This is a genomic window from Streptomyces sp. NPDC093085 (genome assembly GCF_040683935.1).
In the GTDB taxonomy this organism is placed as follows: Bacteria; Actinomycetota; Actinomycetes; order Streptomycetales; family Streptomycetaceae; genus Streptomyces.
Genome location: NZ_JBFBFB010000014.1, coordinates 173,549 through 192,404, shown reverse-complemented (window position 1 = coordinate 192,404; position 18,856 = coordinate 173,549). Strand labels below are relative to the sequence as shown.

At 73.1% G+C, this 18,856-nt stretch carries 18 protein-coding genes; 13 read left to right on the top strand and 5 right to left on the bottom strand.

What is annotated here, in order from left to right; translation table 11 throughout:
- Positions 1-90 precede the first annotated feature (90 nt).
- The 3 genes from cmk to der all read left to right on the top strand — a co-directional run bounded on the left by cmk (position 91) and on the right by der (position 3,064).
- Positions 91-798 carry a (d)CMP kinase gene (cmk, locus tag AB0O07_RS30045; RefSeq protein ID WP_365639105.1) on the top strand — a complete coding sequence of 236 codons (708 nt, stop codon included), beginning with the start codon at positions 91-93 and terminating at the stop codon, positions 796-798.
- Complete coding sequence (locus AB0O07_RS30040) at positions 756-1,508, top strand: lysophospholipid acyltransferase family protein (RefSeq protein ID WP_365639103.1); 753 nt, start codon at positions 756-758, stop codon at positions 1,506-1,508. The genes cmk and AB0O07_RS30040 overlap by 43 nt, the downstream gene beginning before the upstream one ends.
- Before the next feature lie 95 nt (positions 1,509-1,603).
- Positions 1,604-3,064 (top strand): ribosome biogenesis GTPase Der, encoded by a 1,461-nt coding sequence (gene der, locus AB0O07_RS30035; RefSeq protein WP_365639100.1) that lies wholly within the window; start codon positions 1,604-1,606, stop codon positions 3,062-3,064.
- Between the two features lie 98 nt (positions 3,065-3,162).
- On the opposite strand, the gene AB0O07_RS30030 is transcribed toward der, so the two are convergent.
- Together AB0O07_RS30030 and AB0O07_RS30025 are read right to left on the bottom strand one after the other, a co-directional pair.
- Positions 3,163-3,462 carry a hypothetical protein gene (locus tag AB0O07_RS30030; RefSeq protein WP_365639098.1) on the bottom strand — a complete coding sequence of 100 codons (300 nt, stop codon included), beginning with the start codon at positions 3,460-3,462 and terminating at the stop codon, positions 3,163-3,165.
- Between the two features lie 152 nt (positions 3,463-3,614).
- Positions 3,615-4,406: a hypothetical protein gene (locus AB0O07_RS30025; protein WP_365639095.1), complete on the bottom strand. Its 792-nt coding sequence runs from the start codon at positions 4,404-4,406 to the stop codon at positions 3,615-3,617.
- Positions 4,407-4,962: 556 nt separating this feature from the next.
- Between AB0O07_RS30025 and AB0O07_RS30020 the strand changes: the two genes are divergently transcribed.
- Positions 4,963-5,178 (top strand): I78 family peptidase inhibitor, encoded by a 216-nt coding sequence (locus AB0O07_RS30020; RefSeq protein ID WP_365639092.1) that lies wholly within the window; start codon positions 4,963-4,965, stop codon positions 5,176-5,178.
- A gap of 52 nt (positions 5,179-5,230) precedes the next feature.
- Here AB0O07_RS30020 and AB0O07_RS30015 read toward each other — a convergent pair whose 3' ends face one another.
- The gene (locus AB0O07_RS30015) at positions 5,231-6,223 is read right to left on the bottom strand and encodes a phosphatase PAP2 family protein (RefSeq protein ID WP_365639090.1); all 993 of its coding nucleotides are present in this window, start codon (positions 6,221-6,223) and stop codon (positions 5,231-5,233) included.
- Positions 6,224-6,648: 425 nt separating this feature from the next.
- Between AB0O07_RS30015 and AB0O07_RS30010 the strand changes: the two genes are divergently transcribed.
- Both AB0O07_RS30010 and AB0O07_RS30005 read left to right on the top strand, forming a co-directional pair.
- A complete protein-coding gene (locus AB0O07_RS30010; protein WP_365639088.1) occupies positions 6,649-8,409 on the top strand; it encodes an MFS transporter in 1,761 nt (586 codons plus the stop codon).
- An 81-nt stretch (positions 8,410-8,490) separates the two neighbouring features.
- Positions 8,491-9,708 (top strand): acyl-CoA dehydrogenase family protein, encoded by a 1,218-nt coding sequence (locus AB0O07_RS30005; RefSeq protein ID WP_365639086.1) that lies wholly within the window; start codon positions 8,491-8,493, stop codon positions 9,706-9,708.
- A gap of 10 nt (positions 9,709-9,718) precedes the next feature.
- Here AB0O07_RS30005 and AB0O07_RS30000 read toward each other — a convergent pair whose 3' ends face one another.
- Positions 9,719-10,156, bottom strand: coding sequence for a cell division protein SepF (locus tag AB0O07_RS30000; RefSeq protein WP_365639083.1), 438 nt, complete (start codon positions 10,154-10,156; stop codon positions 9,719-9,721).
- 290 nt (positions 10,157-10,446) lie between these two features.
- Here AB0O07_RS30000 and AB0O07_RS29995 point away from each other — a divergent pair, with 290 nt between their 5' ends.
- From AB0O07_RS29995 to AB0O07_RS29980, 4 genes are all read left to right on the top strand, one after another.
- Positions 10,447-11,658: a DUF5685 family protein gene (locus tag AB0O07_RS29995; RefSeq protein ID WP_365639080.1), complete on the top strand. Its 1,212-nt coding sequence runs from the start codon at positions 10,447-10,449 to the stop codon at positions 11,656-11,658.
- A 94-nt stretch (positions 11,659-11,752) separates the two neighbouring features.
- Entirely contained in the window at positions 11,753-12,559 is an 807-nt protein-coding gene (locus AB0O07_RS29990) for a DUF1684 domain-containing protein (protein ID WP_365639078.1), read from the top strand.
- Between the two features lie 228 nt (positions 12,560-12,787).
- Positions 12,788-13,687, top strand: a complete 900-nt coding sequence (locus AB0O07_RS29985; protein ID WP_365639076.1) for a S1 family peptidase — start codon at positions 12,788-12,790, stop codon at positions 13,685-13,687.
- A 175-nt stretch (positions 13,688-13,862) separates the two neighbouring features.
- Positions 13,863-14,348: a hypothetical protein gene (locus AB0O07_RS29980; protein ID WP_365639073.1), complete on the top strand. Its 486-nt coding sequence runs from the start codon at positions 13,863-13,865 to the stop codon at positions 14,346-14,348.
- Between the two features lie 43 nt (positions 14,349-14,391).
- Here the strand turns inward: AB0O07_RS29980 and AB0O07_RS29975 are convergent, their stop codons facing one another.
- A complete protein-coding gene (locus AB0O07_RS29975) occupies positions 14,392-15,300 on the bottom strand; it encodes a DUF4231 domain-containing protein (protein ID WP_365639214.1) in 909 nt (302 codons plus the stop codon).
- Between the two features lie 230 nt (positions 15,301-15,530).
- Here AB0O07_RS29975 and fxsA point away from each other — a divergent pair, with 230 nt between their 5' ends.
- Genes fxsA through AB0O07_RS29960 form a run of 3 tightly spaced genes read left to right on the top strand, consistent with a single transcriptional unit; the run spans position 15,531 to position 18,819 of the window.
- On the top strand, positions 15,531-15,695 hold the full coding sequence (fxsA, locus tag AB0O07_RS29970; RefSeq protein WP_365639071.1) for an FxSxx-COOH cyclophane-containing RiPP peptide: 165 nt from the start codon (positions 15,531-15,533) through the stop codon (positions 15,693-15,695).
- Between the two features lie 51 nt (positions 15,696-15,746).
- On the top strand, positions 15,747-18,038 hold the full coding sequence (gene fxsB, locus AB0O07_RS29965) for a radical SAM/SPASM protein FxsB, inactivated metallohydrolase extension form (protein ID WP_365639069.1): 2,292 nt from the start codon (positions 15,747-15,749) through the stop codon (positions 18,036-18,038).
- Positions 18,031-18,819 carry an AAC(3) family N-acetyltransferase gene (locus tag AB0O07_RS29960; protein WP_365639066.1) on the top strand — a complete coding sequence of 263 codons (789 nt, stop codon included), beginning with the start codon at positions 18,031-18,033 and terminating at the stop codon, positions 18,817-18,819. The genes fxsB and AB0O07_RS29960 overlap by 8 nt, the downstream gene beginning before the upstream one ends.
- Positions 18,820-18,856 lie beyond the last annotated feature (37 nt).

Here is an 18,856-nt window from a genome sequence, read left to right as displayed (position 1 = left end):
GATCGGGGTGCGGAAGACTCGGTAACCTTGTGCGGGGGCGTGTGCGTCCCCGCACATCCGCTCCGTGACTCAGGAAGGTGTCCGTCCCCCGTGGAAGCTACCCCCGCCCGGACCGCCCAGGCCGCTGTGATCGTCGCCATCGACGGGCCCTCGGGCACGGGCAAGTCGAGCACCTCCAAGGCCGTGGCCGCCCAGCTCGGTCTGGCCTACCTGGACACGGGCGCCCAGTACCGCGCGATGACCTGGTGGATGCTGACCAACGGTGTCGACGTCGAGGACGCCGCCGCCGTCGCGACCGCCGCCGCCAAGCCCGTCCTGGTCTCCGGCACCGACCCGGCCGCGCCCACCATCACCGTCGACGGGGTGGACGCCGCGGGGCCCATCCGTACCCAGGAGGTCACCTCCCGGGTGAGCGCGGTCAGCGCCGTCCCCGAGGTGCGCACCCTGATCACCGCGCTCCAGCGGGAGATCGCCGCCGGCGCGGAGCACGGCATCGTGGTCGAGGGCCGCGACATCGGCACGACGGTGCTCCCCGACGCCGATCTCAAGATCTTCCTCACCGCCTCCGCCGAGGCCCGCGCCGCCCGCCGGAGCGGGGAGCTGACCGGCAAGGAGGCGACCGGCCTCGCCGCCACCAAGGAGGCCCTGGTCAAGCGGGACGCGGCCGACTCGGGCCGGAAGACATCCCCGCTCGCCAAGGCCGCCGACGCGGTCGAGGTGGACACCACCGAACTCACGCTCCAGCAGGTCATCGAGTGCGTCGTGACCCTGGTGGAGGAGAAGCGGGCCGCGCGGTGAGCACCACGGACGCGCCGCCCTCGGAGCGGGGCGCGGAGGTCGGCCGGCGGATCGGCGTCGGGCTGATGTACGGGCTGTGGAAGCCCCGGGTGCTGGGCGCCTGGCGGGTTCCGGCGAGCGGCCCGGTCATCCTCGCGGTCAACCACGCGCACAACATCGACGGCCCGATGGTGATGGGCACAGCGCCCCGCCCGGCGCACTTCCTGATCAAGAAGGAAGCCTTCATCGGCCCGCTCGACCCCTTCCTGCTCGCCATCGGGCAGGTCAAGGTGGACCGTTCGGTCGCCGACCGTACCGCCGTCACCGGCGCGCTCGCGGTCCTCGCGGCCGGCGGCGTCCTCGGGATCTTCCCCGAGGGCAGCCGGGGCGAGGGCGACTTCGCCTCGCTCCGCGCCGGGCTCGCGTACTTCGCCGTACGCTCGGGGGCGCCGGTCGTCCCGGTCGCCGTGCTCGGCTCCACCGACCGCCCCGGCCGGCTGATACCCGGACTGCCCGCGCTCCGCAGCCGTGTGGACGTCGTCTTCGGGGAACCCTTCGACGCGGGGGAAACGGAAGGGGCGCGAAGCTCGGTTGAGGGTGGTGGTGGGCGACGGGTGGGCGGGCGGCGGACGCGTAAGGCGATGGACGAGGCGACCGTACGGATCCAGCGGCGGCTCACCGCCCACCTGGAGTACGCCCGGGACTTCACCGGCCGTCAGGGCCTCTCCTAGCGGCGGCCGGCCGGAGCGGCAGGACCTTCGCAACACTTCAGTAGTGCGCCGCGCCAACGCGGCGCACCGATCACGATGAACGAGGTACGGACTTCATGAACGACCACATCGACTCCGGCGACGAGCACGGAGAGCTGGGCGACGCCGAGTACACGGACTTCATGGAGCTCGCCGCACAGGAGGGCTTCGAGGCCGAGGAGGTGGAGGGCGCCCTGGAGGAGGCGGGCCACGGCCCGCTCCCCGTCCTCGCCGTCGTCGGCCGCCCGAACGTCGGCAAATCCACCCTCGTGAACCGGATCATCGGCCGCCGCGAGGCGGTCGTGGAGGACAAGCCGGGCGTCACCCGCGACCGGGTCACCTACGAGGCCGAGTGGGCCGGCCGCCGCTTCAAGATCGTCGACACCGGCGGCTGGGAGCAGGACGTCCTGGGCATCGACGCCTCCGTCGCCGCGCAGGCCGAGTACGCGATCGAGGCCGCCGACGCGGTGGTCTTCGTGGTGGACTCCACGGTCGGCGCCACCGACACCGACGAGGCGGTGGTACGGCTGCTCCGCAAGGCGGGGAAGCCCGTCGTGCTCTGCGCCAACAAGGTCGACGGACCGAGCGGCGAGGCGGACGCCACCGCCCTCTGGTCGCTCGGCCTCGGCGAGCCCCACCCGGTCTCCTCGCTGCACGGGCGCGGCACCGGCGACATGCTCGACGCGGTCCTCGAAGCGCTGCCGGAGGCCCCGGCGCAGACCTTCGGCACGGCCGTCGGCGGGCCGCGCAGGATCGCCCTCATCGGCCGGCCCAATGTCGGCAAGTCGTCCCTGCTCAACAAGGTCGCCGGGCAGGAGCGGGTCGTCGTCAACGAGATCGCGGGCACCACCCGGGACCCGGTGGACGAGCTGATCGAGCTGGGCGGCACGGTCTGGAAGTTCATCGACACCGCGGGCATCCGCCGCCGGGTCCACCTCCAGGCCGGGGCGGACTACTACGCGTCGCTGCGCACCGCCGCCGCCGTGGAGAAGGCCGAGGTCGCCGTCATCCTGATCGACACCAGCGAGTCGATCAGCGTGCAGGACCAGCGCATCGTCACCATGGCCGTCGAGGCGGGCCGGGCCGTCGTCGTCGCGTACAACAAGTGGGACACGCTGGACGAGGAGCGCCGCTACTACCTGGAGCGGGAGATCGAGACGGAGCTGGCGCAGATCTCCTGGGCGCCCCGTGTCAATGTCTCGGCGCGCACCGGACGCCATATGGAGAAGCTGGTCCCGGCGATCGAGACGGCGCTCGCGGGGTGGGAGACCCGGGTCCCGACCGGGCGGCTCAACGCCTTCCTCGGCGAGCTGGTCGCCGCCCACCCGCACCCGATCCGGGGCGGCAAGCAGCCGCGGATCCTCTTCGGCACCCAGGCGGGCACCAGGCCGCCGCGCTTCGTGCTCTTCGCCTCCGGCTTCATCGAGGCGGGGTACCGGCGCTTCGTGGAGCGCAGGCTCCGCGAGGAGTTCGGCTTCGAGGGCACCCCGATCCAGATCTCCGTACGAGTACGGGAGAAGCGCGGGCGCAAGAAGTAGCAAGAAGCAAGGGCGCGCTGGACGGCGGCCCGTACGCGGTGGGGCCCGGCACGGACATTCCGTGCCGGGCCCCACCGCGTACGGGCGGCGTGTCCCCGTCAGACTCCCCGGCGGGGCCCCGGCGGCAGCGCGAGCCGGTCGGGGCGCGCCATGTGCTGCTGCCGGGGGTCCCGCTGCCAGGCCCCCGGGTACTGCGGCTGCGGATGGCCGAAGCCGCCGTGGTGGCCGTATCCGGAGTGCGAGCCGTGCAGTCCGGTGCCGAACGCCGTGAAGCCGAGGTTCTCCTCGTTGCTCCGGTCGCCGGGCAGCGCTCTGAAGGACCTGCGGAACTCGGAGTACAGCGCGTCGTAGATCGGGGTCGTGGAGAACCCGTCAGCGCCGTCCTGCGCGGGACGCATCGAAGGGATGTGGCTCGGGTACTGCGGGCGGGAGGGGTCGTATGAGTGCACATACGTGCCAACGACCCCGCCGTCCGTCGGATGCGGGGTGCCCGGCGAATTCGCCGCCCCCGGGTGGGGGCGCGGCCGGTGGTCCCGCCGGGCGGCCTCCGTCATGTGCCGGCCAGCGGCATCATGGCCGCCACCAGGTTCCCGTTGGCGGCGGCCTTCTCCAGGGCCTCGCGGAGCAGGTCCTCACGGGGCTGCTGGCCGATGGAGCCGACCGGCGCGGCGAAGACCAGCACCCGCTGGGACTTGTTGGCGGCCGTCCGCCACCCCTCCGTGACCTGGAGCGGCTGGTGCGCCTGCCACCAGGCGGTGGGGGAGCCGCCGTCGGTGCCGGGCTGGAGCACGGCGTGGAGCTGGCCCATGGCGAGCAGCACCGACCACCCCGGGTTCTGCGCGGGCACCGACTCCAGCGCGTGGACCGGCTGGAAGCCCTGCTCGATCAGGAGCGTGAGGAACTCGTCGGTGGGGGAGTCGGAGCCCGGCCGGGCGATCGGGGCGGTCGGCTCGACGACGAGCGCCGGGTGCAGCTCCTCCTCCAGCAGCACCAGACCGCTGGTGACGCCGAGCACGGCCTGTCCGGGGGCGGCGGCCGGGGGCGTCTGCGGCGGCCGGGGGCTCTCGCCGCCGGTGATGGAGCGGACGGCGCCCTGGAGCTGTTCCTCGGCGACCTGGACGACCTGGGAGGGGATGCAGGTGGCGTGGGCGAAGGCGAGGACCGCGGTCTCCTCACCCACGAACAGAACGGTGCTGGTCCGCTCCTGTTCGGAGTCGCCGGGGGTCCGGCAGGAGGTGCAGTCGTAGCTGCCCGGGGAGTTCTCGCCGGCGAGCAGGCGGTCGGCTTCTTCGTCGCCGATCTCGGCGCGGACGTCCTCGCTGACATCGAGCATGCGCGGCACGGGGTGGCTCCTCGAACTCGGTGCGTGGGCCGGGCTGTTCCCGGCTCGTACAGAGACAACGGGCGACCCGTGGCCCGGGTCACGCGCGGAGGCGCACGGAAATCGAACCGCCCGGCTCCGTACCCGGCCGGTGGCCGGAACAGGTAGGAACGGCGCGGCGGCTGGCCGGATCCGGTTGGTTCTTCCGGTGGCGCCGGGGGCGGATCGGGTGCGGGGCCGCCGGTGTTAACGGCGGTCCACGTGCGGAGACCGGGGGCGGAACGAATTCGCTTAATTGACGTTCGCCCGTGACCTCGAAACGTCTCCGTGTTTTGTGCGGCGGTACGGGGCGGGAATTCCGGGCCGGAAAATTATGTGATCTTCGCGGCGGTGGAATTATCGACGGATACGGCTAAATGCTCCGTAAGAGTGACGCGGGGCCGGCGCGGAGAGTGTCGGGAAGCTGTGACACAAGTGTGACCGCGGGCGGACGCGGCCGTTCTCGCCGGTATCCGGTGCGCCTCCCGTGGTATCCGCGCGCTTCCTTCGGGGCCGCCCGGCGCTTACGGTGAGTGGTATGGCACCCGTACCGACACCGCCCCGGCAACCCGACGACGCGCCCGAGTCGTACGTCGGACTCGACCCCGAGAGCGCCGAGCGGCGGGCCCGCGCGCGCGGCTGGACCCATCTGCGGGCGCTGCCGCCGGGCTCGATCATCACGATGGAGTTCGTGGTGGGACGGCTGAACTTCGAGGTCGACGGGGGCCGGGTCGTCCGCTGCTGGTCCGGCTGATCCGCTACGTCAGCCGGCGCGCCCGGCCCCCCTCGGCCGCCGTCGGAAGCCCTCAGCCGCCGGTCAGCGGCCGGGAGCGGGGCGGGCGGCGGCTGCCGCCCGCCGGGGGCAGCGGGGTCCGCTCCGAGCGCACCGTGTGCGCCCGGGGCCCCGCGGTGAGCTGGGACGCGCCCCTGACGGTCGCGGGGCGCCCGCCGTGCGCGGGACCCGCCGCGTCGCACGGCGTGCCCTCCACGGCCTGCTGAGCGCCCTGGGGGACCGTCTCCGGGAGCCTGGCGGGCTCCTCCGCCACCGGCGCGGCGAGCACCGCGCGACGGCGCGCGCGCCAGCGCTCGCGGGCGGCGAGGATCTCCCGCTCGGCGCGCCCGATCAGCGGCTCCGTCCAGGGCAGCGCCAGCAGGATCAGCAGCCCGGCGGCCCAGCCGAGCAGCACATCGCTCAGCCAGTGCGTACCGAGGTAGACGGTGGTCGCGCCGACCCCGAGCGCCACCAGCGACGACATCACCGACAGATAGCGCCTGGCCCGTGGCGTGGTGGCCAGATAGGAGAGGATTCCCCAGGTCACCACGGCGTTGGCGGTGTGACCCGAGGGAAATATATCGCCGCCGGCGAAGAGCTCCGGCGAGCCGATCTGCGTCGCGTAGTGCGGACCGAGCCGGCCGAGGCCGAGCTTGACCGCCCCGACGGTCACATTGAGCAGCAGCAGCGCGACCCCGAGCGCCAGCAGCGGACGGAGCGTGTGCTGGCGCCAGGAGCGCCACCCCAGCCAGGCCGCGATCATCGCGGCGGTCGGGCCGCGCTGCCCGAGCACCACGAAGTAGTCCAGGTACGGGTGGATGGCCGGCCACTGCTGGTAGGGCCGGAAGAGCATGATCTTCCAGTCGACGATCACCAGCGAGGTCGAGGCGAGCACGGCGACGACGATGGCGAGATAGAACGCCAGAGTCCCGCCGAAGAGTGCCTTACGGGTCCGGCTCATCCGCGGGATCTCTATCTTCGGCGGTTCCGGCTCCCGGTCCAGGCGGGCGAAGATGTCGGTACGCACGCAAAGGACGTTACAGCGAGTGAGTGTGTGAACCGGGCGATCCGGTCTCTTTGTGATGACGATGTGATGTGGACTATGTCTCGGATCACATTTCCGCCGAACCCCTTCCGGAAATCGCCCGGGACCTTCGGCCCTATTAATGAGCAGGCCGTTCCCCGGAGTGTCATTACACGGATAAGAATGAGTTCACCGGGGCTTCGCGCGGAATTTCCCTGACGCTCGCGTCGCACCCCGGGCCCGGGACGGACCCCGGCGGCGTGGTGTACGCCACACTGCCTGGTCAGGGCGGGTGAGAGCCAGGCCATGTGCCACGCGGGGACACTCGCGTACGCTGACGGCTCACTCGCCCGTCGATGCCGGGCCCACCTGGGGATCCGTGTCCCCGTAGGGCCCGCCGAGCGCGAGTACGCATGGGAGGTACGCAGATGTCCGGGACCACCACGGCCGGAGCACGGCCGCGCCCGGCCGGAGGCGGGGCGAACCGCTGGCTCGTCCTGCTCGTCCTCTGTGTGAGCCTGCTGCTGGTCGCGCTCGACGCGACCGTGCTCCATGTCGCCGTCCCCGCCCTCACCGCCGACCTGCGCCCCAGCGGCGTCGAGCTGCTGTGGATCGTGGACGTCTACCCGCTGGTCTGCGCGGCGCTGCTGATCCTCTTCGGCACCCTCGGCGACCGGATCGGGCGGCGCCGGGTCCTGCTGACCGGATACGCGCTCTTCGGCGCCGCCTCGGCGCTCGCCGTCCTCGCCACCACCCCGCTGGTGCTGATCGCCGCCCGGGCCCTGCTCGGCGTCGGCGGCGCCATGATCATGCCGGCGACCCTCTCGATCCTCCGCGCGGTCTTCCCGGACCGGCGGGAACGCGCCATGGCCATCGGCGTCTGGACGGCCGTCGCCGCCGTCGGCGCCGCGGTCGGCCCGGTCCTCGGCGGTTTTCTCGTCGAGCACTTCTGGTGGGGCTCCGTCTTCCTCGTCAACCTCCCGCTGCTCGCGCTCATGCTGCCGGTCGGCCGGCTGGTCCTGCCCGAGTCCCGGGGCGCCGACGACGGCCCCTGGGACGTCATCGGCGCGCTCACCGCCGCCGCCGGGGTGCTCGGGGTGGTGTACGGGGTGAAGCGGCTCGGCGCGGGCGAGGAGCCGCTCGGGGCTCCGACGCTCCTCCCGCTCTGCGCCGGTGCCGCGCTGCTGGTCCTCTTCGTGCGGCGCCAGCGGCGCAGAACCCATCCGCTGATCGACGTCCGGATGTTCGCCAGGCCGACGTTCTCCACCTCCGTCGGCTGCATCGTCCTCGCCATGCTCGCCCTGGTCGGCCTGGAACTCATCGCCGTCCAGTACCTCCAGCTCGTCCTCGGGCTCAGCCCGCTCCAGACCGGGCTGCGGCTGCTGCCGCTCACCTTCGCCGCCATGGCCGCCGGGGTCACCGGCTCCGCCACGCTCCGGGTGCTGGGCCCGCGCCGGATGGTGTCGTGCGGCTTCGTGCTCACCGCCACCGCCGTGCTGCTCCTGGTCCTGATGGGCCAGCACGACCGGCCCGCCCTGCTCACCAGCGGCTTCGTCCTGCTCGGCTTCGGGCTCCAGACCACGCTCTTCGGGGCGTACGAGTCGATGCTCAGCGAGGCCCCGGCGGAGCAGGCGGGCGGCGCCGCCGCGATCGGCGAGACCTCCTACCAGCTCGGCGCGGGCATGGGCATAGCCCTCCTCGGCAGTGTGATGAACGCGGTGTACGCGCCCGCGATGACCTCCGCGCACGGTGTCCCGCCCGCCGCGCGCCGGGGCGCCGCCGACTCGCTCGGCGAGGCGTACCAGGTCGCCGATCGGCTCGGCGGCCCCGCCGGGCACGCGGTCCGCACCGCGGCGCGCGACGCCTACGTCCACGGCCTCCATGTGACGCTGCTGGTCAGCGCCGCCCTGCTGCTGCTCGGCGCGCTCGCGGCGCTCCGTCTGCCGCGCGCGATGGAGTGCCCGGCGCCCGCCGGGGACCGGGCCGGGGAGGACGACGGGGTGCCCGCGCCCGCCGGGCACGAGGTGCGCCCGCCGCCGCGCGATCCGGAGCGGAGCCGGCCCGCCGACCGCCGCCCGCCCCGGATGCGGAGCGCCCCCGGGCCCGTTCCCGCGCTCCCCGTCGAGGCGGCCGTACCGCGGAGCCGGGGACCCGCCGCCCGGGCCGGGTCTGGACGCGCGGCGCGCTGACCCGTAACGTCGGCGCTCGGCTCCCACCAGGGCGTTTCACGGGAAGCGCCGCCGACTCCGTCCGTCGAACCGGAGGCGTGCATGTCCGTACCGCCGGCGTCAGCCGTCAGGCCGCCGTCCTTCGACCCGGGGGACCCCCTCGGCCTCGACGAGCTGCTCGCCCCGGAGGACCTGGCGATCCGGGACACGGTGCGCGCCTGGGCCGCCGACCGGGTGATGCCGTACATCGCCGACTGGTACGAGCGCGGCGAACTCCCCGGGGTCCGCGAGCTCGCCCGGGAGCTGGGCTCGCTCGGCGCGCTGGGCATGTCCCTGACGGGGTACGGCTGCGCGGGCGCGAGCGCCGTCCAGTACGGGCTGGCCTGTCTGGAGCTGGAGGCCGCCGACTCGGGCATCCGCTCCCTCGTCTCCGTACAGGGCTCGCTCGCCATGTACGCGATCCACCGCTACGGCTCCGGGGAACAGAAGGAGCGCTGGCTGCCGGCGATGGCGGCGGGCGAGACCATCGGCTGCTTCGGGCTCACCGAGCCGGACCACGGCTCCGACCCGGCGGGGATGCGCACCCGTGCCCGGCGCGACGGGAGCGACTGGGTGCTCACCGGGCGCAAGATGTGGATCACCAACGGCTCGGTGGCGGGCGTCGCCGTCGTCTGGGCCCGGACGGACGGCGCGGACGGCGGCGACGGCATCAGAGGGTTTCTCGTGCCGGCCGGTACGCCCGGCTTCTCCGCCCCCGAGATCCGCCACAAGTGGTCGCTGCGCGCCTCGGTCACCAGCGAACTGGTCCTGGACGAGGTCCGGCTGCCCGCCGACGCGGTCCTCCCCGGGGTCACCGGGCTCCGGGGGCCGCTGAGCTGTCTGAGCCATGCGCGGTACGGCATCGTGTGGGGCGCCATGGGCGCGGCGCGGGCGAGTTTCGAGGCCGCGCTCGGCTATGCGCGGAGCCGGGAGCAGTTCGGCAGGCCGATCGGCGGCTTCCAGCTCACCCAGGCCAAACTCGCCGACATGGCGGTCGAACTGCACAAGGGGATCCTGCTCGCCCACCATCTGGGGCGGCGGATGGAGAGCGGCCGGCTCCGCCCCGAACAGGTCAGCTTCGGCAAGCTGAACAATGTCCGGGAGGCGATCGAGATCTGCCGGACCGCGCGGACGATCCTCGGCGCCAACGGGATCTCGCTGGAGTATCCCGTGATGCGCCATGCGACCAACCTCGAATCGGTGCTCACCTACGAGGGCACCGTCGAGATGCACCAGCTCGTCCTGGGCAAGGCGCTCACCGGGCTCGACGCGTTCCGGTGAGCCGCCTCGCTCAGCTCTGGTTGAAGAAGCCGTCCTGCGGCCGGCCCGCCGTGTCACCGCTGACGACCTCGGTGTCGGCCGGGCTCAGCAGGAAGACCCGGGTGGCGACCCGCTCGATCGACCCGCGCAGCCCGAAGATCAGACCGGCGGCGAAGTCGACGACGCGCTTCGCGTCGGCGGGCTCCATGGCGGTGAGGTTCATGATGACGGGGGTGCCGGCCCGGAAGAGTTCGCCGATGGCCCGGGCGTCCCGGAAGGACTCCGGCGACACGGTGGCGATCCTGCGGTCCGGCTCCTGGGCGGGGGCCTCGGCGGCGACCCGCATACGCGGCTCGCTCTTCCAGGTCTCGCCGCTCTCCGCACCCTCGGCGTACTCGTCGTCGTAGTAACGCTCGTCGTTGTCCTCGACGAGGCCCAGCCAGGCACTCGCCTTACGCACCGATCCCATGGACGCCTCCTTTCACCGCGGTCACTTGAAGTTCCCTATCCCTATCGTGGTCCATCATGCGGATCGTGCGCCAAGGGGATAGTCGGCGCGCAGACGATTCGTGACGGTACTGGTGCAGAAGATGTGGCGATTCGTCAAGGTTCCTCCAGGATACGGCCCCTGAAGCAGGTGCAAAATATTACGTTCCGGCCAGATGGGTGAAGTGAGGGTCGACCGGGTGAACGGAGCGCTGGATACGATGCGACGCGCACCGCACCACCGCACAACAGAGCGACTCTCGGGGGAACGTCGTGTTCGGAATCGTCAGGCCCTGTTCGCACCGGCTCGGTGCCGAACTCAAGGCCGAGTGGATGGCCCATCTCTGCGGGCTCTGCCTCGCACTCCGTGCGGGGCACGGGCAGTTCTCCAGAATTGTCACCAATTATGACGGTCTTCTTGTCTCCGTTCTGACGGAGGCTCAGACCGGGCCCCTCCCCGGGGCGCGCCGCACCGCCGGGCCCTGTCCGCTCCGCGGGATGCGCACCGCGCCGGTCGCGCGCGGCGAGGGCGCCCGGCTCGCCGCCGCCGTCTCGCTCGTCCTCGCCTCGGCGAAGGTACGGGACCACGCCGCCGACGGGGACGGGCTGTTGCGCCGGGCGCCGCTCGCCGCCGCCGCGCGCCGGGTCGCCTCCGGCTGGGACCGGGCGGGCGCCCGGACCGGCGCCGGTCTCGGCTTCTCCACCGCCGTCCTGGTCGACGCGGTCGACCGCCAGCCCGGTATCGAGGCGCTGGCCGGGCCCGGTACGCCGCTGCTCACCGTGGTGGAGCCGACCGAGACCGCGACGGCGGCGGCCTTCGCGTACACCGCCGTGCTCGCCGGACGCCCGGCCAACCAGGCGCCGCTGGCCGAGGTGGGGCGGCTCTTCGGGCGGCTCGCGCATCTCCTGGACGCCGTGGAGGACCAGGCCGCCGACGCCGCGTCAGGGGCCTGGAACCCGCTCACCGCCACCGGCACCTCCCGGCAGCGGGCGCGCGAACTCGCCGACGACGCCGTGCACGGGATCCGGCTCGCGCTGCGTGACGTGGAGTTCGCCGACCGGCGGCTCGCCCATGTCCTGCTCGTCCATGAACTCCCCACCTCCGTCGACCGCGCCTTCGGCACCACGCGGTGCGCCCACGGCGCACCCGGCGCGCCCGGCACCGACACCGGCACGGACACCGGACCCGGCACCGATGCCGGGGGCGGCGCCGATCCCGGCTCCCGGGACGTACCGCCCGGCACCCCGTCGGGCCGGTACCGGCCACCGGGGTCCCCGCGCGGGCTGCTCGCCGGATGCGCGGCCTTTCTGGGGCTCTGCTGTACATGCCAGATGTGCTGCCGGAGCGAGTACGAGGGGCCCTGGTCCGGGAAGAAGCGCGAGGGGTGCTGCGAGCAGGGCGACTGCTGCGAGGGGTGCTGCCAGGGGTGCGAATGCTGCGGCAACTGCGCGGAGTGCTGCGAGTGCTGTAGCTGCGACTGCTGAGGTGCCGGGGAGCGGTATGGGGGGAGCCGCGCCGGGTGTTGAACGGTGCGGCGTCCCGTGGGGGCGCCGAACCGGTATGGAAAGGTAGGACGGTATGACAACGGAATCCTCGCCCGAACCCGCCCAGGAGTGGGCGCACTGGTGCGAACGCCGCGCCGCGGCCGTCTCGGCACCGTACGGACCGCTCGCGCTCACCGGCACCCACTGGCTCACCGACCACCCCGAGGGCACCCTCCCCGGGCTCCCCGGTCTCTGGCGCGCGGACGAGGACGGCGAGACGGTCGTGCTGACCGCGACGGCCGAGGACGGGCTGAGCGCCGACGGCGCGCCGCTCACCGGCGGGATCCGGCTCACCGCCGACGCGGGACCCGCCGCCGGGGCCCGGATCGCGGCAGGCTCCCGCAGGCTGCTCGTGCTGCGCCGCGAAGGGCTCTGGGCCGTCCGCGACTTCGACCCGGACTCCCCGGCGCGGCGCGCCTTCCGGTCCATCGAGGCCACCCCGTACGACCCGGAGTGGGTGGTACCGGGGCGCTTCCTGCCGTACGACACCGGCCGTACCGTACGGGTCGCCAACGCCGACGGGCGCGAGCGCGGCCTCGGCCTCGGCGGTGTGCTCGCCTTCACCGTCGGCGGAACGGAACACACTCTTCAGGTCGCGGTGGAGTCCGACGGCGCGCTGTGGGCCGTCTTCGCCGACGCCGCCGGTGGCGCGGGCGGCTTCCCGTTCCGCTTCCTGCGCCCCGGGGCCCCGGCCGCCGACGGGCGGATCACGGTCGACCTCAACCGCGCGCTGCTCCCGCCGTGCGCCTTCGCCGACCACTTCATCTGCCCGTTCCCGCCGCCCGGCAACACCCTCCCGTTCGCGGTCCCGGTGGGCGAACACACCGTGCTGACCGTCTGAGCCGACCCCGCCGACGCCTCGGGCGCCCCGTCCGCCCCACCGGTCCCGGTGAGGCCAAAAGGCGCCCTTGCGGCGGGAGTTGAGGCCGCCAATACTCCCGTGCAGCGCCGGTCGGGAATGCGGTGCGACCCGGGTGACCCCTGGGCGCACTGTGCTGCCGGCCGCGCCTCACACGGGCCCCTGAACCCCACAGAACGGGCCCCCGATTCCCCTCGGGAGGAACGACCAGTGAGGATCAAGCGCACCAACCCCCTCAACGGCGTGGCAAGACGCGTCCGCCTGATCGCCGTCACCACCGGAATAGCCGCGGCGGCCGCCCTCGCGATACCCACAGCGAGTGCCGCCCCGGCCGCCACGTTCAGCGCGAGCCAGCTCACCGCGGCGAGCGACGCCGTCCTGGAGGCCGATGTCGCGGGCACCGCCTGGGCCGTCGACCCGGCCGGCGGCACCGTCGTCGTCCAGGCCGACTCCACCGTCACCCAGGGCGAGATCGACACGCTCAAGCAGGCCGCGGGCACCAACGCGGGCGCGCTCCGCGTCGAACGCACCACGGGCACGCTCTCCAAGCTCATCTCCGGCGGCGACGCCGTGTACACCAGCCAGTGGCGGTGCTCGGCCGGGTTCAACGTCCGCAGCGGCTCCACGTACTACTTCCTGACGGCCGGCCACTGCACCGAGGGCCTGCCCGCCTGGTACACCAGCTCCTCCGGCGCCACCAGCATCGGCCCGTCGGCCGGCTCCAGCTTCCCGGGCAACGACTACGGGATCGTGCGGTACGCCAACACCTCACTGGCCCATCCGGGCACCGTGGGCAGCGTCACCATCACCGGATCGACCAACGCGTCCACCGGGATGTCCGTCACGCGCCGCGGCTCCACGACAGGCATCCACAGCGGCTCGGTGACGGGTCTGAACTACACGGTGAACTACGGCGGCGGCGACATCGTCAGCGGCCTCATCCGCACCAACGTCTGCGCCGAGCCCGGCGACAGCGGCGGCCCGCTCTACTCCGGCTCGCTCGCCGTCGGCCTGACCTCGGGCGGCAGCGGCAACTGCACTTCGGGCGGTACGACGTACTTCCAGCCCGTGACGGCGGCCCTGAGCGCCTACGGGGTCTCGCTCGTCTAGTGCCGTACGGACCGAAGGACGCACAGCGGGCAGTACCCGCCGGGGCCGGTGAGGAAGAACGGCCCTGACGGAGCGTGGGGCGAGTCCCCGTCCGGACGCCGGGCGGGGGCTCGCCTCCGTGTCTCTGAGAAGATGTCGGCGTGTGCGCCGCAGAGGGACCGGGGGCCGTGGAACCGTGAAACGTATCGGAGTGACCGGCCACCGGGACATCCCCGCGGAGGCGTACGCGCATATCCGGGCGGGGATCGCCGCCGTCCTGCACAGCCACGGCCAGACCGGGTCGCTGGAGGCGCTCTCCAGCCTGGCGGCCGGCGCGGACCAGCTCTTCGCGGTGCTCGCGCTGGACCACGGGGCCGAGCTGACCGTGGTCATCCCCAGCGGGGACTACGAGGACGGCTTCGAGGACCCGGCCGAACTCGACGGCTACCGGCGGCTGAAGGACCGGGCCACGCTGGAGGTCCGGATGGCCTATCCGCACTCCACCGACGAGGCGTACTACGCGGCCGGCACGTACATCGCCGACAACTGCGACCGGCTGCTCGCGGTCTGGGACGGCCGGCCGGCCCGGGGGCTCGGCGGCACCGGGGACATCGTCCGGTACGCGCGCGAGCGCGGGAAGCCGGTCACCGTGATCTGGTGCGAGGGCGTCGAGCGCGCCTGACCCGGCCCGCCCGCGCCCCTGTCGCGCCCGCCGCGCCCATGCCTCAACTGCGGTGCCGCACCAGCCAGTCGGTGTGCTGGGGCGAGACGATGCGCTCGGTCTCGTAGACCGCGTTCGCCCACTGCTCCTCGGTCACCATCGTCTCCATCGCCGTGTGCATCGCCGCCAGGTCCTCCTCCACCAACGAGTGGGCGGAGATGAGGGGTTGGTGGCGCCGGGTCTCGCTCCACGCCAGACAGGCCACGGCCGCCGCCGACAACAGCCCCAGCAGCGTGGTGGAGTGGGTCACCCCGAAGGTCCGCAGCAGCGCCATCAGGAGGGCCAGCAGGGTCAGTACGGCGATGGTCGCCGACCAGAGGGCGGTGGCCCGCCGGGAGACCACCGTGCGCCGGTGGTACCAGTTGCGCTGCTCGATCAGCCGGTCCCTGACGTACGTCTCCTTCCTGGCCTGGAACGGCTTCTCCCGCAGCATCCGCATCGCGGGCGTGATCAGTTCCCCGCCGTCGGACGCGCCGGCCGCCGGATCCTCCCTGGGGTCCGCCCACCCCACCTTGCGCAACTCCGCCAGCCCGGCCTCCAGCCGGGTCGCGAAGAGGGCGGCGGATCCGGCCACCCCGGAGTCGAAGGGGGCGCCGTGCACCGCGTACCGCCAGGAGAGCGATTTGATGAACTCGGCGGCGGAGCGGTTGAGTTGCCAGTGTGACTTTGCTCTCTGACCCGCCGCGCGGAAGGACACCAGCAGCACCGCCGCATACGCCAACGCGCCCAGGGCGGCGGTGAGTTGGAAGCTGTCGCCGAGCCCCCAGCTCCAGGGCAGCGAGGCCAGCACCGCGCCCAGCACCAGCAGCAGGAGCTGACGGCGCGTCGCCGTGACCGCCTGGCGCTGCCGGCGGATGGCGATGGCGTCCGCCTGATGGAAGAGAACCGGCAGGTCAGCACTGCGGAAGACCATGCTGTGCAGTGGTCCGCGTAAGTCGGCCATGCGCGCCCCCGTCTGCTGTTTTGTTGTCACTCGATCAGCGGAACTACGCGCTCCGCACCCGGTGGTGAAAACCCGGCAACGCTTCGGTCCCATGTGTCTGTGTTGAGTTGCCGCACGCGTTCATGAGAGTAAAGTCGAGCCGCTGGCACCGCAACGGTGCGGTGTCCCCCGTTGCACCGACATGATCAAGGACGGCCGCCGTGACCCCTCAGACCTCTGTCGTCTTCGCCGCCGCGAAGAAGAACCGTGTCCCGCTCGCAGAGATCGATGTCCGCGACGCCGGTGTCGCCAGGAAGCTCGGTCGGGTGCTCCCCATGCCCAGCGACCGCACCGCCCGGGTGTCGAGCTTCAACTCGGCGCTCTAGGAGGCATTCCGGGAGCGGATTTCCGTGCCGCCCTGGCACTAGACTGGTGGAATGACAGGACCCCTGGTCCCCTTCCGCGAGATCGTTGTGAAGGTCCACAGCAGGTGCGATCTTGCGTGCGACCACTGCTATATCTACGAACACGCTGATCAGAGCTGGCGTACCCGCCCGAAAACGATCTCTGACGAAGCGATTTCCCGGACGGCCCGGCGACTGGCCGAGCACGCCACAGCCCACGATCTGCCCTCCGTGTCAGTGATCCTGCACGGAGGGGAGCCCCTGCTCGCCGGTCCCGCCCGGCTCCGCCGCGTATGCGAGGAGCTGACGGCCGCTCTGGACGGCGTCGCCGCGCTCGACTTACGGATCCACACCAACGGGCTCCAGCTCTCCCCCCGCTACCTCGACCTCTTCGACGAGTTCGGCGTCCGCGTGGGCATCTCCCTCGACGGCGACCGTGCCGCCAACGACCGGCACCGCCGCTTCGCGGACGGCCGCAGCAGCCACCCCCTCGTCCTCAAGGCCGTCGAACTCCTCCACCAGGAGCGCTACCGCCACCTCGACCTCGGGCTGCTCTGCACCATCGACGCCGCCAACGACCCCGTCGCCGTCTACGACGCGCTGGCCGCCCTCGACCCGCCCCGGATCGACTTCCTGCTGCCGCACGCCACCTGGGAGCAGCCGCCACCGCGCCCCGACGCCTCGCCCACCGCGTACGCCGACTGGCTGCTCGCCGTCTTCGACCGCTGGGACGCCGATGGCCGGCCGATGCCCGTACGCCTCTTCGACTCCGTGCTCTCCACCCTGACCGGCGGCCCCAGCCTCACCGAGTCGCTCGGGCTCGCCCCCACCGACCTCGTCGTCGTGGAGACCGACGGCACCCTGGAGCAGGTCGACTCCCTCAAGAGCGCCTACGAGGGCGCCGCCGCCACCGGCTTCGACGTCTTCGCGCACACCTTCGACGAGGTCGCAGCGCACCCCGGGGTCCGGAGCCGGCAGCTCGGTCTCGCGGGGATCGGCGCGGAGTGCCGGCGGTGTCCGCTGGTGCGGTCGTGCGGCGGCGGGCTCTACACCCACCGCTACCGGCCCGAGGGCGTCGCGGGAGCCGGCGGACCGGACACCGGCGGACCGGACACCGGCGGACCGGGCTCCGGCGGGCGCGGCGACTTCGACCACCCCTCCGTCTACTGCCACGACCTCGCCGCCCTCATCCGGGGCATCGAGGCCCGTACCCGCGCCGAGACCGTGCCGCCCGCCGTCGGCCACCCGGGGGAACTCCTCGTCGCCCAGTACGAACTGACCCGGTCGATGGTGGCCGAGCTGCACACCGCGCTCGACGGGCGGGGCGGCGAGGCATGGCAGGAGGCGTGGGAGCTGGCCGCCCGGATCGAGGCGGCCTGCGACGGGCTCGACACCGTCCTCGCCCACCCCTACACCCGCACCTGGCTCGCCGAGGCGATCACCGCCGCCCGCGCCGGCCGCCCCGACGCCGTCGGGCGCGCGCTCCAGTTCGGCGCTTACCTCGCCGCCGCCGCGCTCCGCGGCTCCCTCGACACACCCGTACGGGTCCGCCACCGGGACGGGGTGCTGACGCTCCCCACCCTCGGCGCGCTGCGGGTGGGCGCGGCGGGGAGCGCCGGCGAGGCCGAGGTGCGGCTCGCCGAGAAGGGGTTCGTGGTCCGCACCGGGAGCGCGGAGCTCCGGGTGGAGCGGGCCGACGAGGCGACCGGGGAGTGGCGGCCCGTGCGGCGGCTGGGGCGGGACGGGGCCCCCGATCTCGCGCTGGACGACGTGGACCCGTACCGCGACCGCTTCGACGCCCCCGCCCACCCCGGGCTGAGCCGGGACGAGGCCGCCGACTGGAGCCGCCGGATCGCCTCCGCCTGGGCGCTGCTCCGCGCCGCGGCCCCGGAGCAGGCCGCCGGGGCCGAGGCCACCCTCACCACCCTCACCCCGCTCGGGAGCGGGCCGCGCGCCGCGTCGGGGGGGTGGAGCGACACGTACGGGTACGGGGCGCTCGGCATCCCCGTGCGGGGCGAACCCGCCGCCCTGGCGCCGCTGCTGCTCCGCGGCCACCGGCGGGCCGCCCTGCGGGCGCTCACCGAGGTCACCGACCTCTACGCGCTGGACGGCGGATGGCTCAGGGCCGCGCCGTGGTCCCCGGAGCCGCTGCCGGTCTCCGCGCTGCTGGCCGGGGCCCACGAGCGGGCCGGGCTCGCCGCGTACGACCGGAACCACCGGGACCACGCCCTGCGTGCGCTGGACACCCTCCGGGACGCGCCGGAACTCACCGTCGCGGGGAAGACCCTGCTGGACTCGTTGTACAGGGAGGCGGAACGTGTCTGAGCCCGTCGGGGAAGCCGGGGACATCGCGGGGCTCGCGCGGGAGCTGACCGGCCTCGGGGTCGTCCCCGGGCAGGTGCTGCTCGTCCACTCGGCGCTGCGCGGCACCGGACTGGACGCCGGGACGCTGCGGGCGGCGCTGCTGATGGCGCTGGGGGAGGAGGGCACCCTCGTCGTGCCCGCCTTCACCGCGGAGAACTCCGACACCTCCACCGCCCACAAGGCCGCCATCGCCGGGCTCACCCGGCGGGAGGCCGCCGCCTACCGGGCCCGGATGCCCGCCTTCGACCCGGCCGTCACCCCCTGCCCGGCGATGGGCCGGCTGGCCGAGTCCGTACGGACCGCCGAGGGGGCCGTACGGAGCAGCCACCCGCAGACCTCTTTCGCCGCCCTCGGCGCCCGCGCGGCCGAACTGATGAGCGGGCACCCGCTCCACAGCCATCTGGGGCCCGAATCCCCGCTCGGCGCGCTGGAGCGGGCCGACGCGCGGGTGCTCCTCCTCAATGTGGGGTACGGCGCCTGCACCGCGTTCCATCTCGCCGAATACCGGCCGGACGCCGTCACCCGTTCTTATCACTGTGTGGTCAAAGCGCCGGACGGATCACCGCGCTGGGTGGAATATGAGGACGTACACCTCGACGACAGTGACTTCGAGGTGATCGGAGCCGCGTTCCCCTGGGGACTTGAGCGGAAGGGAAGGGTGGGAGGGGCAGAGACACGGCTGTTCCCCGTCAAGGACGCGGTGGCGCACGCCACGGTGTGGATGGCCGGGAACCGGCGATAACGACGTGGACGTGGATGGTCAACACAGGACGGGGGTC